Source organism: Oceanobacter sp. 5_MG-2023 (genome assembly GCF_030548165.1).
Taxonomy (GTDB): domain Bacteria; phylum Pseudomonadota; class Gammaproteobacteria; order Pseudomonadales; family Oceanobacteraceae; genus Oceanobacter.
The window spans coordinates 1-19,369 of record NZ_JAUORS010000005.1 but is presented as its reverse complement, the minus strand read 5'-3'; the positions used below and the strand labels follow the sequence as shown (position 1 = coordinate 19,369).

Genomic DNA, 19,369 nt, shown 5'->3' with positions numbered 1-19,369 from the left:
CTCTCTTGTAGGAGAAGACTGCCCATATCAAGGATATTGAGACTGATCAAATAATAAACGTCTGTCAAAAAATAAGTCTGTGACGATAGTCTGAGCTGACAAAGGCCAGGCCTGCTGTATGAAATGATGGTGTGAAGACTGCTCTGCCCTGAGCCATAGGGCCAACAGCTCGCTGTGTTTCTGGGCGGTGTTGACGGATGCTCACGGGTTCAAAAGATTACCTTCAGATCTGGCTGGTTAATAAATCTGGCCCTATCTTGCAGCATGGGTGTTTCTCTATGAGGCGGGTTTTGGCGGATTAATTGATATGCTGCACATTAATGGTGCGCGAGGGCGCTAAAAGTCTGGAATTGGTGCCTTTGTAGCAAGGGTTAATTGCGGTTGCCTGATATGGCGTATGATGCGCCAGAATGGCCTCTGTGGCGGCTTGCAGTCATGCATGGGTAATGGTTTACTTTGAGCACTTTGTAGTCTTTTCAGAGTGACCCAGTGCTTGCCAGCCTGGCGTCAATTCCTCATTAACCTGATGGCAAATTTCAGGAGCTGTATGTCTATCGAGTGGAAGGATTACGCACCGGGCGAGTTCTACGATGAACTTTTCAGCGCACCCGGATGCGCGCGTGAACCTGCTGAAGCACTTATTTCCTATCTGGAATCATTCTCGGATGAAGATGTGAATTCGCGCAAAATTGCGGCCGAATCGACCATTAAGGAAATGGGTGTTTCATTTACGGTATACACAGAAGGTGGGAATATCGACCGGGCCTGGCCCTTTGATATTCTTCCCCGGGTAATTTCAAAGAATCAATGGGATAAGACGGCTGCCGGTCTGAAACAGCGTTTGCGGGCATTAAACCTCTTTATTGATGATTTGTACCACGATCAGAAGATTCTCAAAGATGGTGTGGTACCGGAATTTATACTTAAACAGTCGGTCAATTATCGCAAGGAATGCGAAGGCATCAGCCCTCGTTTTGGTGTGTGGGCCCATATTTGTGGCACCGATCTGGTGCGTGACGGGGATGGCCAGTTTTATGTGCTGGAAGATAACCTGCGCGTACCATCGGGCGTATCCTATATGCTGGAAAACCGCTCCATCATGAAGCGGGTTATCCCGGAAGTATTTGAAAAAGTCAGCATTGCTCCTGTGGGCGATTATCCTGAGCACTTGTTTGAGACCCTGGCCGCCCTGTCACCACGTGAAGTCGAAAAACCGGTCGTCGTGGTTCTGACGCCAGGGATTTACAACTCCGCGTATTTTGAACACGCCTTTCTGGCACAGCGCATGGGTGCCGAGCTGGTTGAAGGCAGTGACCTGATGGTGACTGAAGACGACTGCGTCTACATGAAAACCATCGCCGGTCTGGAACGGGTCGACGTGATCTATCGCCGTATCGATGATTTGTTCCTCGATCCGGAAGTGTTCCACCCCGATTCAACGCTGGGTGTTCCTGGTCTGATGCGTGCCTGGCGTGCCGGTAATGTCGCCCTGGCGAATGCACCGGGCGCAGGTGTGGCGGATGACAAGGTGGTGTATGCCTTTGTTCCGGCTATCATCAAGTATTATCTGGGTGAAGAGCCATTGATTCCCAATGTGGAAACCTTTTTGTGTTATGACGATGTCCAGCGTCAGCACGTGTTGGAGAACCTCGACAAACTGGTGGTTAAACCCGCCAATGAGTCCGGTGGTTATGGCATGTTGATTGGGCCACATTCCACCAAGAAAGAGCGCGAAACCTTTGCCGATCTGATCAAGGCCAACCCGCGTAACTACATTGCCCAGCCAACGCTGGCCTTGTCGACCTCACCAACACTGGTGGGCAAAAACAAGGTTGAACCCCGTCACCTGGATCTGCGGCCGTTTGTACTGCAGTCCCGCGACAGCTATGTCACTACCGGTGGCTTGACCCGGGTTGCCATGAAAAAAGGTTCTCTGGTGGTTAATTCTTCTCAGGGTGGCGGCAGCAAGGACACCTGGATTGTCGATACAGGAACAGGAATCGAATAATGCTATCGAAAGTTGCAGAACGTATTTACTGGTCCGCTCGCTATCTGGAGCGGGTTGAAAGCACAGCGCGACTGCTGAGCATTTATGACAAGCTGTTGTTTGACATGCCTCGGCGGGTCAATCTGGGCTGGTACAATCTTATTGTGATCAACAGCCTGGAAGACGACTACAATAGTCGGTATTCCGTTCGTGATGAGCGTAATGTGGTGAAGTTCCTGCTGGGAGATGACACCAACCCTTGTTCGATAGTGAATTCTTTGCGAGCGATTCGTGAGAATATCCGTACGACACGGGATGTGATTCCAGCGGAAGCCTGGGAACTGGTCAACGAGCTGAGCATGTTTGTGCAAGAGAATCTGTCTCTTGGCATTAACCGCAGTATGCGTCACGAGTTCCTGGAGAGCATCATCAAGTCCTGCCAGCAAATTGTTGGCTTGCTGTACGTCAATATGACCCGGGACGAAGGCTGGGACATGTTGTTGATGGGGCAAAACCTGGAACGGGCAGACATGACCTCCCGTAATCTGGATGCTGCTATTGCTGCGATCCATCAGGTGGCTGATGATGAATACGCCGTTAACAGTCGTCAGATTATCTGGGGTAATGTGCTGCGCTCATTAAATGCCGACCAGCCGTTCCGCCGTACCATGCGCTCAGCCATCAAGGGAACGCCGGTGGTCACGTTTCTGTTGGGCGATGAGCAGTTTCCCCGGTCCATTGCATTTTGTTTGAAAAAAATCGTGGCAAGCTCGGATTGTTTGCCTAAAGGTGAGGGTGTGATTGCTCGCACCCGACTGATTTGTGACGAAGTGGCGGCGGACCTGGAAGCTGAAGAATTTAATGTCGCTTTCCGTGAAGATCTGAATGAACTGCAATTGTCACTGGCAGATGTTCATGACCTGATACAAAAAACCTGGTTCCTGTCGGATCAATAGCGAAGTCCCAACGGGCATCAGGGATGAAAATGAAATGCTGGTCTGGCGATGCCGGCCAGCATTTATAATGATATTCAGAGATTTCCTATTTCGGGAGCAGTTATGACTATCCGTGTTGCGATTCAGCACAACACATACTACGACTTCGACCGGCCTGTTTCACTGTCACCCCATGTGGTTCGACTGCGTCCAGCGCCTCATTGTCGTACACCTATTGAAGCGTATAGCCTCAAGGTTCAGCCAGAAGAGCATTTTATCAACTGGCAACAGGATGCTTATGGCAACTACCTGGCTCGATTGGTATTTCCCGAGAAGACCCGCAAGTTCTCGGTAGAGGTTGAAGTCATTGCCGATATGACGGTTGTGAATCCGTTTGACTTTTTCCTGGAAGAAGACGCGGAAGAGTTTCCATTCGAATACGACAAGCAAACCAAAAAAGAACTGCAGCCTTATCTGGAGCTGGAGCCACAAGGGCCGGCTTTCGAAAAGTTTCTGGCTGGTATCTCGACAGAAAAACGCCGCACCATCGACTTTCTGGTCGACGTCAATTCCCAGCTGGAACAGCTGATTGACTACACCATTCGTATGGAGCCAGGCGTTCAGACACCGGAAGAGACGCTGGAAAAACACCTCGGCTCCTGTCGTGACAGTGCCTGGCTGATGGTGCAAGCCGTGCGTCATCTGGGTATGGCGGCGCGGTTTGCTTCCGGTTATCTGGTGCAGTTGACCTCAGACGAAAAGTCGCTCGACGGCCCTTCCGGCCCGGAAGAAGACTTTACCGACCTGCACGCCTGGTGCGAAGTTTATCTGCCAGGAGCAGGCTGGGTTGGTCTGGATCCTACTTCCGGGCTGTTTGCCGGTGAGGGCCATATTCCTCTGGCCTGTACACCACACCCGGTATCGGCAGCCCCGATCAATGGTTTCACCGACAAGTGCGAAGTGGAGTTTGACTTCAAGAACGACGTGACCCGCTTCCATGAAGACCCTCGTGTCACCAAGCCGTACACCGATGCCGAATGGGCCGATGTGCTGTCACTGGGCGACAAGGTCGACGCCTTGCTGGAAGAAAACGATGTCCGGCTGACCATGGGGGGTGAGCCAACTTTCGTATCGATTGATGATATGGAATCGGCCCAGTGGAACACCGAAGCCCTGGGTGCCCACAAGCTGAGTCTGGCCAAAACCCTGCTGTTGAAATTGCGTGACCGTTTTGCTCCGCAAGGCATGCTGCATTACGGCCAGGGCAAATGGTATCCCGGCGAAGAAGTTCCCCGTTGGGCACTGGGTGTATTCTGGCGGACCGATAACGAACCGATGTGGACACGCCCCGAGCTGTTGGCCCGGGTCGATAAAGACTACGGCCACACCGAAAAAGACGCAGGCCGGTTTGCTACCCTGTTGTCGGAAAAACTGGGTCTGTCTGACGAATATGTGCAAGCGGCGTATGAAGACGGCTTGCATTACCTGCTTGAAGAACAGAACCTGCCGGTCAACCTGGATTCTGAAATTGCAGAAGCCAAGGATGAGCTGGCCCGTCGCCGTCTGGCTCGTGTGCTGGATCAGGGGCTGAATACCCCCACCGGTTTTGTTGTGCCGGTTGAGTGGGACTTTTATGGCCAGAGCTGGCGCTCCAGCGTGTGGGAATTACGCCGTGGCCGCATTACGCTGATACCGGGTGATTCACCCATGGGTCTGCGTTTGCCATTGCAAGGGCTGCCATGGTCAGAAGAAGTACCTCTGCCACAGGAAGCCGACCCGTTCCGCACTACAGAAGCGCTGCAAAGTCGCGAAGACATTATCAGCAACTTTACGGCAACAGTTGCGGAGCCGATTGCGGAACAGGTTGTCTCGGACGAACAGTCACAGCAACAACGCACTGACGATGACGACCAGTCCGAAACCTACTGGCGTAATCTGGTACGGACGGCAATGTGTATCGAGGCCCGTGGTGGCAAGATTCATATTTTCCTGCCACCACTGCCGTATCTGGAAAGCTACGTTGCCTTGCTCACCATGATCGAGGAAACCGCTGCTGAGCTGGAGATGCCGATCATTATCGAAGGCTATGAGCCTCCACGTGACTGGCGGATGCAGAAGTTGCTGGTTACACCGGACCCTGGTGTTATCGAGGTGAATATTCACCCGGCCGACAACTGGCGCGATATGATGCATACCATGAATGAACTGTATCAGGCGGCTCGTGAGTCGCGCCTGGGAACAGAGAAATTCATGTTGGATGGCCGTCACTCCGGTACCGGCGGTGGTAACCACATCACTTTGGGTGGTAAAACACCGGCAGACAGCCCGATGCTCCGTCGTCCCGATCTGCTCCGCAGCTTCGTGACCTATTGGCAGCATCACCCGAGTTTGTCCTACCTGTTTTCGGGTGCTTTTATCGGCCCGACCAGTCAGGCACCTCGTGTGGACGAAGGCCGTGATGAAGGCTTGTATGAGCTGGAAATCGCTTTCCAGCAAATGCCGGAAGGTGAGTCCGCCTTGCCATGGCTGGTCGATCGTATCATGCGTAACCTGCTGATCGATGTGACCGGTAATACCCACCGGGCTGAATTCTGTATCGATAAACTGTTTGCACCGGGTAGCCCGTCAGGCCGTTTGGGGATTCTGGAATTCCGTGGCTTTGAAATGCCACCGCACAGTCGCATGGGTCTGGTGCAGGCGTTGCTGATCCGGGCCTTGTTGATCCGTTTCTGGAAAGATCCATACAAGCATGATCTGGTGCGCTGGAATACCCAGTTACACGACAAGTTCATGTTGCCGCACTACGTCTGGGAAGACGTCAAGGAAGTCGCCCAGGACCTGCAGGAACATGGTCTCGATTTCCGCGCCGAATGGCTGTTGCCGTTTGAAGAGTTCCGCTTCCCGCACTACGGTCGGGTTGAACTCGGTGATATCAAGATCGAATTGCGCTGGGCCATCGAGCCATGGCATGTATTGGGTGAAGAAGTCTCCAGCTTCGGTACATCCCGTTATGTGGATTCTTCCGTGGAACGTTTGCAGGTCAAGGTCTACGGCATGACCAACAAGCGCTATGTACTGGCGTGTAATGGTCGTCGTGTACCACTGACCAGCACCGGTCGCCATGGCGAAATGGTTGCCGGGGTGCGTTACAAGGCATGGGCGCCACCGTCGGCGTTGCATCCAACCATTGGCGTGCAATCACCATTGGTGTTTGATCTGATTGATACCTGGAACGGTCGCTCCGTGGGTGGCTGTAGCTACCACGTATCGCATCCGGGTGGCCGCAGTTACGACACCTTCCCGGTGAACTCCTTTGAAGCGGAATCACGTCGGGTCAATCGTTTCTCGACACTGGATCATAGCCACGGTGAGTATTCACCCCGTCCGGATGTGGATGCTATTCGGGAGTTTTTCCCTCATAGCGAGCCACGTCCAATGGCTCCGCCACCGGAAGAGTCTCCGAACGACTATCCTTGTACGCTGGACTTGCGGCGGAAATAAATCAGGCTGGCTCCCCTCGCTGCTGAGGGGAGCAAACAAAGCTGAGACAATTTCCCCAATCTGACATAATGGTCGCTAATAAGCGGCCATTTTTTTGGTCTGAATTTTTAACGAGCATTTATTGAAATCCGCAGCGAGAACAAGCATGTCGCAGACTATGTCACAGGCCTCCGGGCCAGACAGCGATGATCTGATCTATCGTCATAATCCGGCGCTTCAGGATGAAGCTGTCGATGCCAATGGAGAGCTGCGCCCGCACTGGTCCTATCTTCTCGACAGCCTGAAAGAGCTGGGGCCAGCGTTATTTGATGAACGACAGTCAAAAGCGTTGCGTATTCTACGGGACGATGGGGCGACCTATAACATCTACAGCGACTCCAGCACGCCATCTCACACCTGGAATATGGATCTGGTTCCGTATGTGATTGGCAGTGAAGAGTGGGGCCGGATCGAGGCAGGCTTGCTGGAGCGGGCGGAGTTGTTCAATCTGCTGCTGCGCGACCTGTACGGTAATCGGGAGCTGATTCGTTCCGGTGTGATTCCGCCGGATGCCTTGTTTTGCCACCGTGGTTTTTTACGAGCCTGTAACGGTATCAAATTACCCGGTGAGCACGACCTGATTTTGCACTCGGTTGATCTGGTGCGTGGTGCCGATGGCCAGATGATGGCCATGGGTGATCGCGCCCAAAGCCCGAGTGGAGCCGGGTATTCGTTGGAAAACCGCAACGTGATGTCACGGGTTTTTCCTAGCCTGTTTCGCGATAGCCATGTACATCGGCTGGCGGCCTTTTTTCAGCGTTTACGTACCAAGCTGAATTCCTTGTCACCCAACAGCGCACCGCGTGTGGCTGTGATGACGCCAGGTGCCCATAACGAAACCTATTTTGAACATGCCTACCTGGCCAACTACCTGGGTTTTCATCTGGTTCAGAGTGATGACCTGGTCGTCCGTAATGGCTTTTTATGGATGAAATCTCTGGATGGCCTGAGCCGGGTCGATGTCTTGCTGCGCCGGGTAGACGACTGGTTTTGTGATCCGGTCGAATTACGGGGTGATTCCCGTCTCGGGGTGGCCAACCTGCTGGAAGTAGTGCGTGCCGGTAATGTGGTGGTGGCTAATCCACTGGGCTCCGGTATTCTCGAAAATCCGGTTTTTTTGCGTTATCTGCCCGGTATTGCCAAACATTTTCTTGGCCGTGAACTGCGTTTGCCATCGGTCGAAACCCACTGGTGTGGCCGTGAAGACGATCGGGCGTATGTGCTGGATCACTTGCATGAGCTGGTGGTCAAGCCGGTGTATCGTAATCTTGATAACCGCAGCTTGTACGGCCCGGAGCTGAGCGCAGAAGAAGCCCGCTCGTTGAAAGCCCGGATTGAGGCGGACCCGACCCAGTATGTGGCTCAGCCGGTCATGGAAGCCGCCCACGTCCCGTCGTTTGTTGACGGTGTGCTGAAACCACGTCCGGTGATTCTGCGCAGCTTTGCCGTCGCAACGGATACCTCGTATACCGTGATGCCCGGTGGCCTGACCCGTATCGGTCAGGACGAACGTTCATTCATGATTTCCAACCAGACCGGTGCCAAGAGCAAGGACACCTGGGTGATCGCTTCTGAGCCGGAGCGTATGGTGCATGATGAGCAGGTCGATGAGCCGGTCAGTCGCGAAGCCGACCTGATCAGCTTGCCCAGTCGGGTGGTGGAAAACCTGTTCTGGATGGGACGTTATGCCGAGCGTGCCGAAGCCGCGCTGCGAATCCTGCGTACCGCCTTTATGATGTTGAACGGCGAAGAGCGAATCAGTGATATAACCCAGCATCAGTTGCTGCATGCGGTATCGATGATTACTGCCACACCGTCACGCTCCACCGATGAACAAACCGCAGAAGAAGCCTTGCGCGGCATTATCGAAAACGGCTCAGTATTACGCAGTATTTCCGGCAACCTTAATGCCATGCTTTATTGCGCAGAAGAGACCAAAGAGCTGTTGTCGTCGGATACCTATCGTGTCATCAACGACATTCGTGATGCCCTGAATATGCTGGGGGTCAGTTTCTCGGGCAGCCTGGCATCGGCACCGGAAGAAGCCCTCGACCCCTTGGTAACCGCCTTGATGGCCTTGTCTGGCCTGACCCAGGAAAGCATGATCCGAGGCTTTGGCTGGCGCTTTATGGATATGGGACGGCGTCTCGAACGGGGTTATCAGATCGCCATTGCCATCGACAGTCTGATTGTTCCGGTGTTGTCGGAGTCGGATCAGAGCAAGCTCTGTGAGGCACTGCTGTTATCGCTGGAAGCCCTGATCAGCTATCGTCGCCGTTATCGTGCCCGTGTCGGTATTCAGACCAGTCTCGATCTGGTGATGATGGACCCGACCAATCCACGTTCGTTGATGTATCAGGTTGAGCAATTACGCCAACATATCGGGGCGTTGCCAAAAACACCGACCCAGATGCACGAGTTGTCTGCGGATGAACGTCGTATCCTTGAATGTGAAACCTTGCTCAAGCTGTCATCACTGGCAGAGCTCAGCAAGGCTGACGGCTTCCAACGCAGCCATCTGGGTGAGCAAATGACCAAAATAGCCGACCAGTTAAGCGGCCTGAGTGAAATGATTACAGACAAATACTTTGATCACCGGGAAGCGTCACAGCAACTGGTTAACAGTACCTGGGAAAGCATCTAGTGTTATATCGCATTCGTCATACCACAGAATATGTGTACCACAGTCGGGTTTCCCACTGTTACAACATGGCCCACGTGACGCCACGGGACACCCTGCGTCAGCAGTGTCTGTCGACCCGTGTTGACGTCTTGCCCGGTGCGGCTTTTACCTCGAACCGGTGTGATTATTTTGGCAATAATGCCTATCACTTTGAAATACAGAAACCGCACAAAAAACTGGTGATCACCTCGACCAGCGAAGTGCGTACCAGTCTGCAAAAAGCCGCACCAGAGCTGGAACTGGGTATCAGCTGTCGTGATGCGCGGGAGGCTATGAGTTCATCCCGGGCACCGGAAGTCTTGTTGGCGCGGGAGTTTTTGCTGGACTCGCCGATGCTCAAGGCATCACAGACCCTGAAAGAATATGCCGATAGTCTGTTTGACGACAATACGCCGTTACTGACTGCCGTTATGAACCTGACCAGCAAGATCTATCAGGAGTTTGAATACTCTCCGGCGTCCACCACCATCGCCACTCCCTTGCAGGAAGTTCTTGAAAGCCGTCGTGGCGTTTGCCAGGATTTTGCACATCTGCAAATTGCCATCTTGCGATCGTTGGGTTTTGCAGCCCGTTACGTTTCTGGCTATCTGGAAACCCTGCCGCCACCGGGACAGGAAAAAATGGTGGGTGCCGATGCTACCCACGCCTGGCTGGCGGTATACGCTCCCGGTGAAGGCTGGTTTGAATACGATCCAACCAATAACTGCATGGCCCATGAACAGCATATTGTCACAGCCTGGGGCCGCGACTTTTATGATGTGACGCCGCTGTGTGGCGTTATTTATGGTGGCGGCAGTAATCCGGTATTACGTGTTGCGGTTGATGTAACGCGCCTGACCTGAACGCCACTTTTTGTTGAATGTTTTCTCGTCGCAGGACAGAGCATGATTCGCACCCTGATGATCAACAGCAGCGGCCAGTCGTTCAGTGGCGGTGAAGAGCTGATACACGATTGGCGTGGCGACAATAACAGCCGACTCTGGCTGGACCTGACGTCGGAGGGGGCTGAAAAATATCATCAGGAACGGCAGTTGTTACTGGGTCTGGGGTGTCATGCCCTGGCTATCGAAGACGCCCAGCGCGATCGCCACCCGCCCAAATACGAAGCCTTTGAAGATCACGTCTTTATTCTGTATCGCGGTATTGCCCATTTCGACAGTGAGCTGCACTACCAGCCCCAATCCGTGGCATTTTTTATCAGTGAGCGCTTGCTGATCAGTTACCATCCGTTGCCGACCGAAAGTATTAATCTGCTGATGACAGGTCATGGCGGCATTCATTTACAACGCTGCCCGGCCCAACTGGCGTTACGCATCATGCATACCTCCGCCGGTATGTACCTGGAGCATGTGCTGGCTTTTGAAGACCAGCTCAGTGATCTGGAAGATGCCTTGTACGAGCAGGGCACTGACGCCTTGATGCGTCAGTTAATGGGGTATCGTTCCCGGTTGGTGAAATTGCGGCGGGTGTTTAATTATCACCAAAGCATCACCGATGAATTAAAAACCAGTGATCTGGCGTTGTTTACACAACCAGATCTGGAGCTGGACCACACTCTGAACGACTTGCATGACCGCTTTGAGCGGCTGGCCAGCCTGGTAGCGATGTTTTATGACATCTGTGGTGATCTGATTGATGGTTATCTTGCTGTTGCATCACACCAGCTTAACAACACCATGCGGGTGCTCACCGTGATTACTGCGATATTTATTCCGCTTGGGTTTCTGGCCGGTTTGTACGGCATGAACTTCGATTATATCCCCGAGCTGAAAGTCGCAAACGGCTATTTTATTTTGCTGGGAGTGATGGCGACTCTGGCCGTGGGGCTGTTGGTCTGGTTTCGCAAGTTACGCTGGTTATAACGCAGAGGTCAGGAGACAATACCTGGATACCTGTCCGGTACCCATGGGACTGCGCTGAACAGGCCACGACTCCTGCCCCAGCCTTGGGACGGGACATGAAGCGTGGCGCTGAACGATTGCCAGATTTACATCACTCGCATGCCTGGCTGTGAACCTTCATTGGGTTCCAACAGGTAGATCTCGGAGCCACCTGGCCCGGCGGCCAACACCATACCTTCAGACAGGCCAAACTTCATTTTCCGGGGTGCCAGGTTGGCAACCATGATGGTGAGTTTGCCTTCAAGGTCTTCTGGCTGGTAGGCCGCCTTGATACCAGAGAAAACGTTGCGGGTCTCGCCGTTACCAATATCCAGCGTCAGTTGCAGCAGTTTGTCGGCACCTTCAACGTGGTCAGCCTTGACGATGCGGGCAACGCGCAGGTCGACCTTGGCGAAGTCGGGGAATTCGATGGTGTCGGCAATCACTTCGTTGCCATCTTCCCTGAGTTCAGGCCCTTTGGATTTTTTCTTCTTCTCTTGTTTACTTGTTTTGGCCGGGGCCGTGCTGGTTTCCGGCGTTGGTTGTTCACCGTTTTCGATCGCCAGTTCGGCCTTGGTTTCTTCCAGAATCGCAGTGACCTTGTCCATCTCGGCCCGGGCCAGCATGGGTTTGAATTTGTTGATCTCGTGGCCCAGCAGGATATTGCTGCGGGCTTCCCAGTCGAGGGAGTCGAGGTTCATGAACTGGCAGGTTTTTTCTGCCAGCTCAGGTAATACCGGAGTCAGGTAGGTCATCAGCTGGCGGAACAGGTTGAGGGCAACGGAGCAGACGTCGATAACTTCTTGCTGACGGCCTTCTTCCTTGTTCATGGCCCAGGGGGCTTTTTCCTGAATGTATTCGTTGGCGCGATCGGCCAGTGCCATGATGTCTTTCATGGCTTTGCCGAAATCGCGTGCTTCGTAGTGGGCGGCAATCGGGGTTCCGGCGTCGATAAATTCCTGCACCATGGCTGGCTCAGCACAGCTGTCGCTGAGCTTGCCTCCGGCTTTGAAGACAAAGTTGGCGGTACGGCTGGCGATGTTGACCAGTTTGTTGACCAGGTCGGTGTTGGCGCGCTGGACGAAGTCTTCGAGATTGAGATCGAAGTCATCAACGCTGGAGCCCAGTTTGGCAGCAAAGTAGTAACGCAGGTAAGTCGGGTTCAGATGGTTGAGATAGGTGCGGGCCTTGATAAAGGTGCCTCGCGACTTCGACATTTTGGCACCGTTGACGGTGACAAAACCATGGGCGTTGACTGCCGTCGGGGTGCGGTAGTCTGCTGCACTGAGCATGGCTGGCCAGAACAGGGCATGGAAGTTGACGATATCCTTGCCGATAAAGTGGTACACCTCAGCGTCGGAACCAACTTTCCAGTAGTCGTCGAAGTTCAGGCCACGGGCCTGACCGGCGTCGGAGTTGCAAAGGTTTCTGAACGAGGCCATGTAGCCAATCGGTGCATCCAGCCAGACGTAGAAGTACTTGCCTGGAGCATTAGGAATTTCAAAGCCGAAGTAAGGAGCGTCACGGGAGATATCCCACTCTTGCAAACCGGAGTCCAGCCATTCAGCCAGCTTGTTGGCAATTTCCGGTTGCAGGGTACCGGAGCGTGTCCAGTCCTTCAGAAAGGCATCAAAATCTTGCAGCTTGAAGAAATAATGCTCGGACTCTTTTTCAATCGGTGTGGCGCCCGAGATGGTGGAGTACGGGTTTTTGAGCTCTGCGGGTGTATAGGTTGCGCCGCACGCTTCGCAGTTGTCACCGTATTGGTCTGGCGTTGAACACTTGGGACAGTCACCCTTGATGTAGCGGTCGGCAAGGAAGATTTCTTTTTCCGGGTCGAATGCCTGCTTGATCGAGCGTACGGCAATGTGACCCTTGTCGCGCAGACGGGTGTATATCTGACAGGACAACTCACGGTTTTCTTCACTGTGGGTGCTGTGAAAGTTGTCAAAACCGATCTGGAAAGCGGCAAAGTCGGCTTCGTGTTCTGCCTTGACGGCAGCAATCTGGTCTTCCGGTGAGCGGCCTTCCTTTTCGGCGCGTAGCATGATCGCGGTGCCATGGGCGTCGTCAGCACAAACATAGGTGCACTGGTGACCACGGGACTTCTGGAAGCGAACCCAGATGTCGGTCTGGATGTATTCCAGCAGATGGCCGAGGTGAATGGAGCCGTTGGCGTAGGGCAGGGCGCTGGTGACCAGAATTTTGCGAGTGCTGTTTGTCATGGAAAGGGCTACCGGTGGAAAAACGGGTGGAAATCAAAGGGCGACATTGTAGCGGGTACAGAGAGGAGGTTCACCCTCGATGGTGAGGGTAATCCACTGGCGGTGCGATTTATGGTGATGCCAGGAGTATCAGCAGGGTGGCACTGGCGCCACAATAAATCAGCCCCGCTTGGGCGGTCTGGGCCAGCAGGCTGTTTAATGCCCGACCGCGGAGGCTGTCGATACGGCGAATCAGATTCAGCACCGGTTTCAGACACAGTCCTGCTGGAAGCAGCATCAGCCAGGGGCAGGGCCAGGCGGCGACCAGGTGTACAAGCAAGGCCGCTATCATAACGCCAACAAACAGCCGCCGGGTGCGTGTTTCTCCCAGTCGGGCTGGCAGGGTGAGTTTGCCACTGGCCAGGTCGGTGGGAATATCACGCAGGTTGTTGACCAGTAATATGGCGACACTGAACAGTCCGGCGCTGGTGCCATACAACCAGGCGGTGACGGTCAACTCACCGGTTTGCAACCAGTAGCTGCCCATCACCGCAATCCAGCCAAAAAATACCAGAACCGTAACCTCCCCCAGGCCCATGGAGGCCAGTGGCGCTGGCCCGGCACTGTAGGCAAAGACGGCGAGTAAGCAGGCGATGCCGATAAACAGTAAATTCCAGCTGGTCAGGGCAGCCAGTGTCAGACCGAACAAGGTGGCCAGCAGGGTAAAAATGGCCAGTGCAACCGCCATGGCCGCCGGAGTAATAAAGCCGGATTGCACCATTCGGGCCGGGCCGAGGCGGGCTTCGGTATCGACACCGCTGAGGCCATCAAACAGATCGTTGGCGAGATTGACGGCAATTTGCAGGGCAACGGCACAGAGTATGGCCAGGCCAAACAGCAGACCGTTGAGCTGGGTCTCGGTCGATGCCAGTGCAGTGCCCAATAGAATCGGGCCAATGGAAGCAGGGATGGTTTTCGGGCGAATGGCTAGCCACCAGTACGACACGCGGGATTCCTCAGAATATGGGGCTGTTATCGGAGTATGGTTGCGCGGAGTTATCAGGCCGCAGAAATGCAGAGCTTATAACAAAACCTTGAGTCAGGTGGCTTCTGGATTAATTGAATGAAGGCTAGAGTGGCACTTATATCAATCTGATCGTGAATAACAAAGAGAATCAATATGCAGCAGCTGGTCGCCCCTGTCATCCTTCCCATCGTCCTTGCCTTGATTATGTTTACCATGGGGTTGGGGTTGACCCGTCAGCATTTTGTCGCGGTGTGGCGTCAGCCAACAGTGTGCCTGATAGGCTTGTTCTTGCAGATAGTCTTGTTACCTGTCATTGCCCTGATCATTATAGTGTTGTTCAAATTACCCTTGATGGCCGGTGCCGGCCTGTTTCTGGTGGCGCTTTGCCCTGGTGGTGCCACGTCCAACATGCTGACTTTCCTGGCGCGCGGTAATGTGGCGCTGAGTATTTCTTTGACGGCGATGACGAGCCTGCTGGTGCCGTTTACCTTGCCGGTGTTATTTGCTGTGTATATGCAATTCGCCGGTGCGGAGATCAACCAGTTTGGTTTGCCTGTTGGTCTAATGATTGCTCAGTTGATGGTTGTGACACTGGTACCGGTTGTTCTGGGGATGACCTTGCGCCATTTCTGGACGCGCCTGGCGATGCAGGCCGAGCGACAGGTCAAGTTGGTGGCGACCTTCCTGATGTTACTGGTGATTGGGTTGTTACTGGTGGACAACTGGGGCGTTGTTGAAAAAATGGTGTCATTGACGGGCGTCGCGGTCATGACGTTAAGTGTGTCTGCGTTACTGCTGGCCTGGGTGATTACCCGGCAGTTATCTCTGAATGCATCAGACAGTCGTGCGATTACGATGGAAGTCGGCGTGCAGAATGCAGGAACGGCGATGATGGTGGCGTTAACGATATTGCATCAACCCGAGTTGGCCATTGTACCGCTGATGTATGGTTTGCTGATGAATATTCCGGTGTTTGGATTTATTGGCTGGGTGATCCGGGACGATGGTTCCGAACTGCAGCAAAAGGTCAGTTGATAGCTGGTAGCTGTTGCTGCACCCGACCGGTGGCAGAGTGCCACCGGGGGACGTTTGTTATGACGTGACGGGTTCTTTACGCGGGCTGTCCAGAGTGACTCTGACGGCCTTGACCATATTGTCCTTGAGCTGCAGGATCTCAAAACGATAGCGGCCAATACGCAGGCAGACCGGAGATTCCGGGATGTTTTCCAGAATTTCGACGATCAGACCGTTAATGGTTTTTGGACCATTGATCGGCAAGTCCCAGTGCATGGTCTTGTTCACATCACGAATAAAGGCCGTGCCATTGACAATAAAACTCCCGTCTTCCTGGGGATGTACATCGGGGGAGCTGGTCGACAGCACATCGGTGGTGAATTCACCGACGATTTCTTCAAGAATGTCTTCCAGTGTGCAAATGCCTTGTACATCACCGTATTCATCAACGACCAAAGCAATACGGCGCTGGTGGCTCTGAAAGTTGAACAATTGGGTGTGAAGTGGGGTGCTTTCCGGAATAAAGTACGGCTCGCGCGCTGCTGTTTCGATGTCTTCGCGGGTGAATTCGCCCTGACTCATTACCCGTGCCAGGGAGCGGGCGTGAAGAATACCAATGATGTTATTGATATCGCCCCGGTAGATGGGCACCCGGGTATGCTGGGTGGTACGCAGTTGCTCGATAAGGATATCCATATCGTCATCGAGATCGATACCAAAAATTTCGTTGCGAGGCACCATGATGTCATTCACGGTCATCTTTTCGAGATCGAGAATGCTTAACAGCATGTGCTGGTGACGCTTGGGAATCATTGACCCGGCTTCCCGCACCACGGTGCGTAGCTCCTCGGTACTCAAATGATCGGAATGGGTATTGTGGACGTCGATACGAATCAGCTTCAGCAGACTGTTGGCAATGGCGTTGACAAACCAGACAAAGGGGTGCAGAAGCCACTGCAGTCCCAGCAGGATGGGAGACGCAGGAAAGGCAATTTTTTCCGGCGCAATCGCCGCAAGGGTTTTGGGTGTCAGTTCGGCAAAAATCAGTACCACCAGAGTAAACAGGATGGTGTTGACGAATACCGCAAGATCGGGGTTATCGGGCCATAGTCGTTGGCTGATAATAGTCGCCAGTGCCGCTGCGGCAAAGTTGACCAGGTTGTTGCCTGTGAGGATGGTGCCAATCAGACGATCGGGCTTTTCGAGTAGTCTGGCGGCCAATTTGGCGCCCTTGTGATTGTTTTTCACCATATGCCGCAACCGGTAGCGGTTAAGCGACATCATGCCGGTTTCTGAACTGGAGAAGAATCCTGAAAAAATGATCAGTACCGCGAGTATGCCAAACAGCACACTTAAGGGAACTTCGTTCAAGACTGCGTCCTTTGACTATTATGATTCCGTCATCATAGGGTGCCCAAGTGGGCTGTCAACTGCAGAACGATACCGGCTTGATACAGCGGCTGTGTTTGGCTGCTGTCTACGGTGTATCTGGCGCTTTGACAGACGGGGGTACTCCGGTCAGTCACGCCCTGAGTAGGACCGGTTTGAGGTCAGTTGGGATAACCCTTTGACAATCCTGAATACCGTCCAGATAAAAGTCCCCATAATAATCAGCCAGCCAATAATAATAAAAGAGGTCACAATTCCTATCACCATCATGCCCAGCCCCCACCAGAATACCTTGATGATATTGGCAAAGTGGTCTTCAAACAGAGAGCCTTGAAAATCACTGATTTTGGCCATGGCCCAGACGCCACCAATTACCCAGAACACGCCGGTAAAATAGCCGGCACCTAACAGGCAATAAGCAATCAGTGCCTGGGTTTTGGCATCATCGTCCAGTGGTGACAAAGGGGGACGAGGGGGCTTGGAAGACGAAGTATCTGGATAGCCTGACATGGAAATCTCCTGAATGGTCTGTCTGGGATATTGGCAGCGGTTATTGGTTCATATCATGCCATGGCAATCCAGTCGGGTGTTGCGGCCAGACGCTGCAACCAGGCCTGAATGGCGGGATAGCGGCCAAGCTCAAAGCCGCCTTCATGTGCCACATGAGTATAGGCATAGAGGCTGATATCGGCATTAGTGATTTGGTCGCCACAGAGCCAGGGGGTGACGGCCAGTTGCTGTTCCATGATATCCAGGGCCCGGTAACCTCCCGATTGTTTGGCGCTATATTCGTCCTGTCGTTCGGCGGGCATTCCCTGATATTTGGCAATAAAGCGGGCAACGGCAATATAGGGCTCATGGCTGTATTGCTCAAAACATTGCCACTGCTGCATCTTGGCCAGGGTAAAGGTATCCGTTGGTAACAGGCTGGAACCGGCTGCCAGGTAGTTGATGATCGCGTTGGATTCACTCAGGGTGCGACCATCATCCAGCTCCAGGACCGGAATCTTGCCATTGGGGTTTTTGCGTAAAAAGGCCTGGGAGTGAGTATCACCGGCCAGGATATCCATCCGGACCCATTGATGCGGGATATTCAGCAGCGCACATACCAGCTGGATTTTGTAGCAGTTACCGGACTGGCTATCGCCGTAGATTTTCATCAGTACTCCTGATTGTCTGTGTTGTTTGGATCTGTTCGGAGGGCTGGCTGTTGTCAGCTGGCTCGCTGTCGCAAAATATCAAACTCACGGGGGCTGACAGGCATAACGGACAAACGGTTGCCGGTTTTTATCAGCCCCAACTCGGTGATCTCCGGCATGGCCTTGATGTCTTGCAACGGCAACACCCGTGGAAAAACCTGCGCCAGCTGAATGTCGACCTGATACCAGCGCGGCTTTTCCTGCGTGGCTTTCGGGTCGTAGTATCTGGATTCGGGATCAAACTGGCTGGGATCGACATAGCCAGCCCGCACCACTTCCGCCAGCCCGGCGATGCCAATTTCCTTGCAGCTGGAATGGTAAATAAAGACTTGATCACCCGGCTGTATCTCATCACGTAGAAAGTTGCGGGCTTGATAATTACGTACCCCATCCCAGGGCTCTGTCTGTTTCGGTCGCGATGCCAGATCCTGGATGCTGAACGCTGTCGGTTCTGTTTTAAATAGCCAATAGTTCATAACGTGTCTGATGTGCAATGGTCGTCAGTCCTGATCATGACGGGGTTGTATGTCCAAGTACAGAACCAACCGTTGCTGGTTTGTGGGTCGTGATGACGGGAGTGTCAGCGGGTTACTGGCTGTTTTGGGCCGTGGTGTGAACAGGGGAAGGCCAAGCGGGAGGGGTAATAATCAGGCACTGCTGGCTGCTGTCGTCAGTGCCTGTGGGTCTGAGCCGGCAATGGGCTAGTCGATGTATTTCAGGTCTTGCAGACGTTGACGAATTTTCAGGGTCAGCTTGTGGATATCTCCGGCCAGTTCTTTCTCCGCATCAGAATGATTGTCGGCCTGTACCAGGCTGATGATGGATGATGCCTTGTAGTGAAACATTTTATGGGTTGCTTTCAGGTCATTAAACGCTGCGTATTGGCCGAGGTACTTTTCGCCATCGGAATAAATCCATTTGCCCAGTTCGCACTCGTCGTCACAAGCAGCATGGGTTGGATCCAGTGTTTCGTGACTGTGACCGGAGATATAGGTTTCCAGCCGGGTCAGCCAGTTTTCGTGCGCAGCAATGGATACATCAATATCCAGCGATACACTGGCTCTCTTGGCTGCTTCCTTGGCATGGATAGCATCTTGATGATCGTGGCCAAATCCAAAAAAGTTCATCAATCTCATCGTCGTCTTCCCTTCGTGTCAGTTCTATCAAATCGTAGGATCGTGCAAATATTAAAATTCTAGGAGCATCGATCAGACCAATCAAACAGCCAGATCAATCATTGATTTGAAAAAGCCTGTTAATCGGTATTCATTCAGGGTAACGGCGATAATCAGCAGCGCAGCGGTGCTATTTTGACGGTCATTTATTGTTTGGGTTGCCATGATTATTGGATTGGTGCCGTATTGGAGGCCGCCGTTTTTGATTAATAATATGTTTGATCTTTTTGAAATAACAACTAGTACTATAGGGGACATTCATTTAATCCGGTGCTCACTCTGGGCTACCGGATGGTTTCGAATCACGAAGCCGACTTGCAGGCCTGACGGGTCAAG

Annotated in this window: 15 protein-coding genes; 7 read left to right on the top strand and 8 right to left on the bottom strand. The window is 53.2% G+C overall.

All coding sequences use genetic code 11. From position 1 onward, the window contains the following. Positions 1-547 precede the first annotated feature (547 nt). From Q4551_RS04790 to Q4551_RS04765, 6 genes are all read left to right on the top strand, one after another. Positions 548-2,008 (top strand): circularly permuted type 2 ATP-grasp protein, encoded by a 1,461-nt coding sequence (locus tag Q4551_RS04790; RefSeq protein ID WP_303432076.1) that lies wholly within the window; start codon positions 548-550, stop codon positions 2,006-2,008. Next, positions 2,008-2,943, top strand: coding sequence for an alpha-E domain-containing protein (locus Q4551_RS04785; protein ID WP_303432075.1), 936 nt, complete (start codon positions 2,008-2,010; stop codon positions 2,941-2,943). The genes Q4551_RS04790 and Q4551_RS04785 overlap by 1 nt, the downstream gene beginning before the upstream one ends. 102 nt (positions 2,944-3,045) lie before the next feature. Beyond that, positions 3,046-6,423 (top strand): DUF2126 domain-containing protein, encoded by a 3,378-nt coding sequence (locus Q4551_RS04780; RefSeq protein WP_303432074.1) that lies wholly within the window; start codon positions 3,046-3,048, stop codon positions 6,421-6,423. Positions 6,424-6,568: 145 nt separating this feature from the next. Then, a complete protein-coding gene (locus tag Q4551_RS04775; protein WP_303432073.1) occupies positions 6,569-9,106 on the top strand; it encodes a circularly permuted type 2 ATP-grasp protein in 2,538 nt (845 codons plus the stop codon). Then, positions 9,106-9,987 carry a transglutaminase family protein gene (locus Q4551_RS04770; protein WP_303432072.1) on the top strand — a complete coding sequence of 294 codons (882 nt, stop codon included), beginning with the start codon at positions 9,106-9,108 and terminating at the stop codon, positions 9,985-9,987. The genes Q4551_RS04775 and Q4551_RS04770 overlap by 1 nt, the downstream gene beginning before the upstream one ends. A 42-nt stretch (positions 9,988-10,029) precedes the next feature. Beyond that, on the top strand, positions 10,030-11,007 hold the full coding sequence (locus tag Q4551_RS04765; RefSeq protein WP_303432071.1) for a magnesium transporter CorA family protein: 978 nt from the start codon (positions 10,030-10,032) through the stop codon (positions 11,005-11,007). Positions 11,008-11,132: 125 nt separating this feature from the next. On the opposite strand, the gene metG is transcribed toward Q4551_RS04765, so the two are convergent. Continuing rightward, positions 11,133-13,250 (bottom strand): methionine--tRNA ligase, encoded by a 2,118-nt coding sequence (metG, locus tag Q4551_RS04760; RefSeq protein WP_303432070.1) that lies wholly within the window; start codon positions 13,248-13,250, stop codon positions 11,133-11,135. Between the two features lie 109 nt (positions 13,251-13,359). Beyond that, entirely contained in the window at positions 13,360-14,235 is an 876-nt protein-coding gene (gene menA / locus Q4551_RS04755; RefSeq protein WP_303432069.1) for a 1,4-dihydroxy-2-naphthoate octaprenyltransferase, read from the bottom strand. A 174-nt stretch (positions 14,236-14,409) separates the two neighbouring features. Between menA and Q4551_RS04750 the strand changes: the two genes are divergently transcribed. Further along, the gene (locus Q4551_RS04750) at positions 14,410-15,291 is read left to right on the top strand and encodes a bile acid:sodium symporter family protein (protein ID WP_303432068.1); all 882 of its coding nucleotides are present in this window, start codon (positions 14,410-14,412) and stop codon (positions 15,289-15,291) included. Between the two features lie 57 nt (positions 15,292-15,348). On the opposite strand, the gene Q4551_RS04745 is transcribed toward Q4551_RS04750, so the two are convergent. From Q4551_RS04745 to Q4551_RS04720, 6 genes are all read right to left on the bottom strand, one after another. Then, positions 15,349-16,641 (bottom strand): HlyC/CorC family transporter, encoded by a 1,293-nt coding sequence (locus tag Q4551_RS04745; RefSeq protein WP_303432067.1) that lies wholly within the window; start codon positions 16,639-16,641, stop codon positions 15,349-15,351. Between the two features lie 147 nt (positions 16,642-16,788). Then, complete coding sequence (locus Q4551_RS04740) at positions 16,789-17,169, bottom strand: hypothetical protein (protein ID WP_303432065.1); 381 nt, start codon at positions 17,167-17,169, stop codon at positions 16,789-16,791. 53 nt (positions 17,170-17,222) lie between these two features. Next, on the bottom strand, positions 17,223-17,819 hold the full coding sequence (locus Q4551_RS04735; protein WP_303432063.1) for a glutathione S-transferase family protein: 597 nt from the start codon (positions 17,817-17,819) through the stop codon (positions 17,223-17,225). Between the two features lie 53 nt (positions 17,820-17,872). Then, the gene (locus Q4551_RS04730) at positions 17,873-18,334 is read right to left on the bottom strand and encodes an EVE domain-containing protein (RefSeq protein ID WP_303432062.1); all 462 of its coding nucleotides are present in this window, start codon (positions 18,332-18,334) and stop codon (positions 17,873-17,875) included. Positions 18,335-18,559: 225 nt separating this feature from the next. Then, the gene (locus Q4551_RS04725; protein ID WP_303432061.1) at positions 18,560-18,994 is read right to left on the bottom strand and encodes a CZB domain-containing protein; all 435 of its coding nucleotides are present in this window, start codon (positions 18,992-18,994) and stop codon (positions 18,560-18,562) included. Positions 18,995-19,075: 81 nt separating this feature from the next. After that, on the bottom strand, positions 19,076-19,291 hold the full coding sequence (locus Q4551_RS04720; protein WP_303432060.1) for a hypothetical protein: 216 nt from the start codon (positions 19,289-19,291) through the stop codon (positions 19,076-19,078). Positions 19,292-19,369 lie beyond the last annotated feature (78 nt).

Coding starts and splice junctions, on each gene's coding strand:
- Q4551_RS04725 (WP_303432061.1), bottom strand. CDS start 18,994: ATGAGATTGATGAACTTTTTTGGATTTGGCCACGATCATCAAGATGCT.
- Q4551_RS04775 (WP_303432073.1), top strand. CDS start 6,569: ATGTCGCAGACTATGTCACAGGCCTCCGGGCCAGACAGCGATGATCTG.
- Q4551_RS04780 (WP_303432074.1), top strand. CDS start 3,046: ATGACTATCCGTGTTGCGATTCAGCACAACACATACTACGACTTCGAC.
- Q4551_RS04720 (WP_303432060.1), bottom strand. CDS start 19,291: ATGTCCCCTATAGTACTAGTTGTTATTTCAAAAAGATCAAACATATTA.
- Q4551_RS04740 (WP_303432065.1), bottom strand. CDS start 17,169: ATGTCAGGCTATCCAGATACTTCGTCTTCCAAGCCCCCTCGTCCCCCT.
- Q4551_RS04735 (WP_303432063.1), bottom strand. CDS start 17,819: ATGAAAATCTACGGCGATAGCCAGTCCGGTAACTGCTACAAAATCCAG.
- metG (WP_303432070.1), bottom strand. CDS start 13,250: ATGACAAACAGCACTCGCAAAATTCTGGTCACCAGCGCCCTGCCCTAC.
- Q4551_RS04765 (WP_303432071.1), top strand. CDS start 10,030: ATGATTCGCACCCTGATGATCAACAGCAGCGGCCAGTCGTTCAGTGGC.
- Q4551_RS04750 (WP_303432068.1), top strand. CDS start 14,410: ATGCAGCAGCTGGTCGCCCCTGTCATCCTTCCCATCGTCCTTGCCTTG.
- Q4551_RS04785 (WP_303432075.1), top strand. CDS start 2,008: ATGCTATCGAAAGTTGCAGAACGTATTTACTGGTCCGCTCGCTATCTG.
- Q4551_RS04730 (WP_303432062.1), bottom strand. CDS start 18,334: ATGAACTATTGGCTATTTAAAACAGAACCGACAGCGTTCAGCATCCAG.
- Q4551_RS04790 (WP_303432076.1), top strand. CDS start 548: ATGTCTATCGAGTGGAAGGATTACGCACCGGGCGAGTTCTACGATGAA.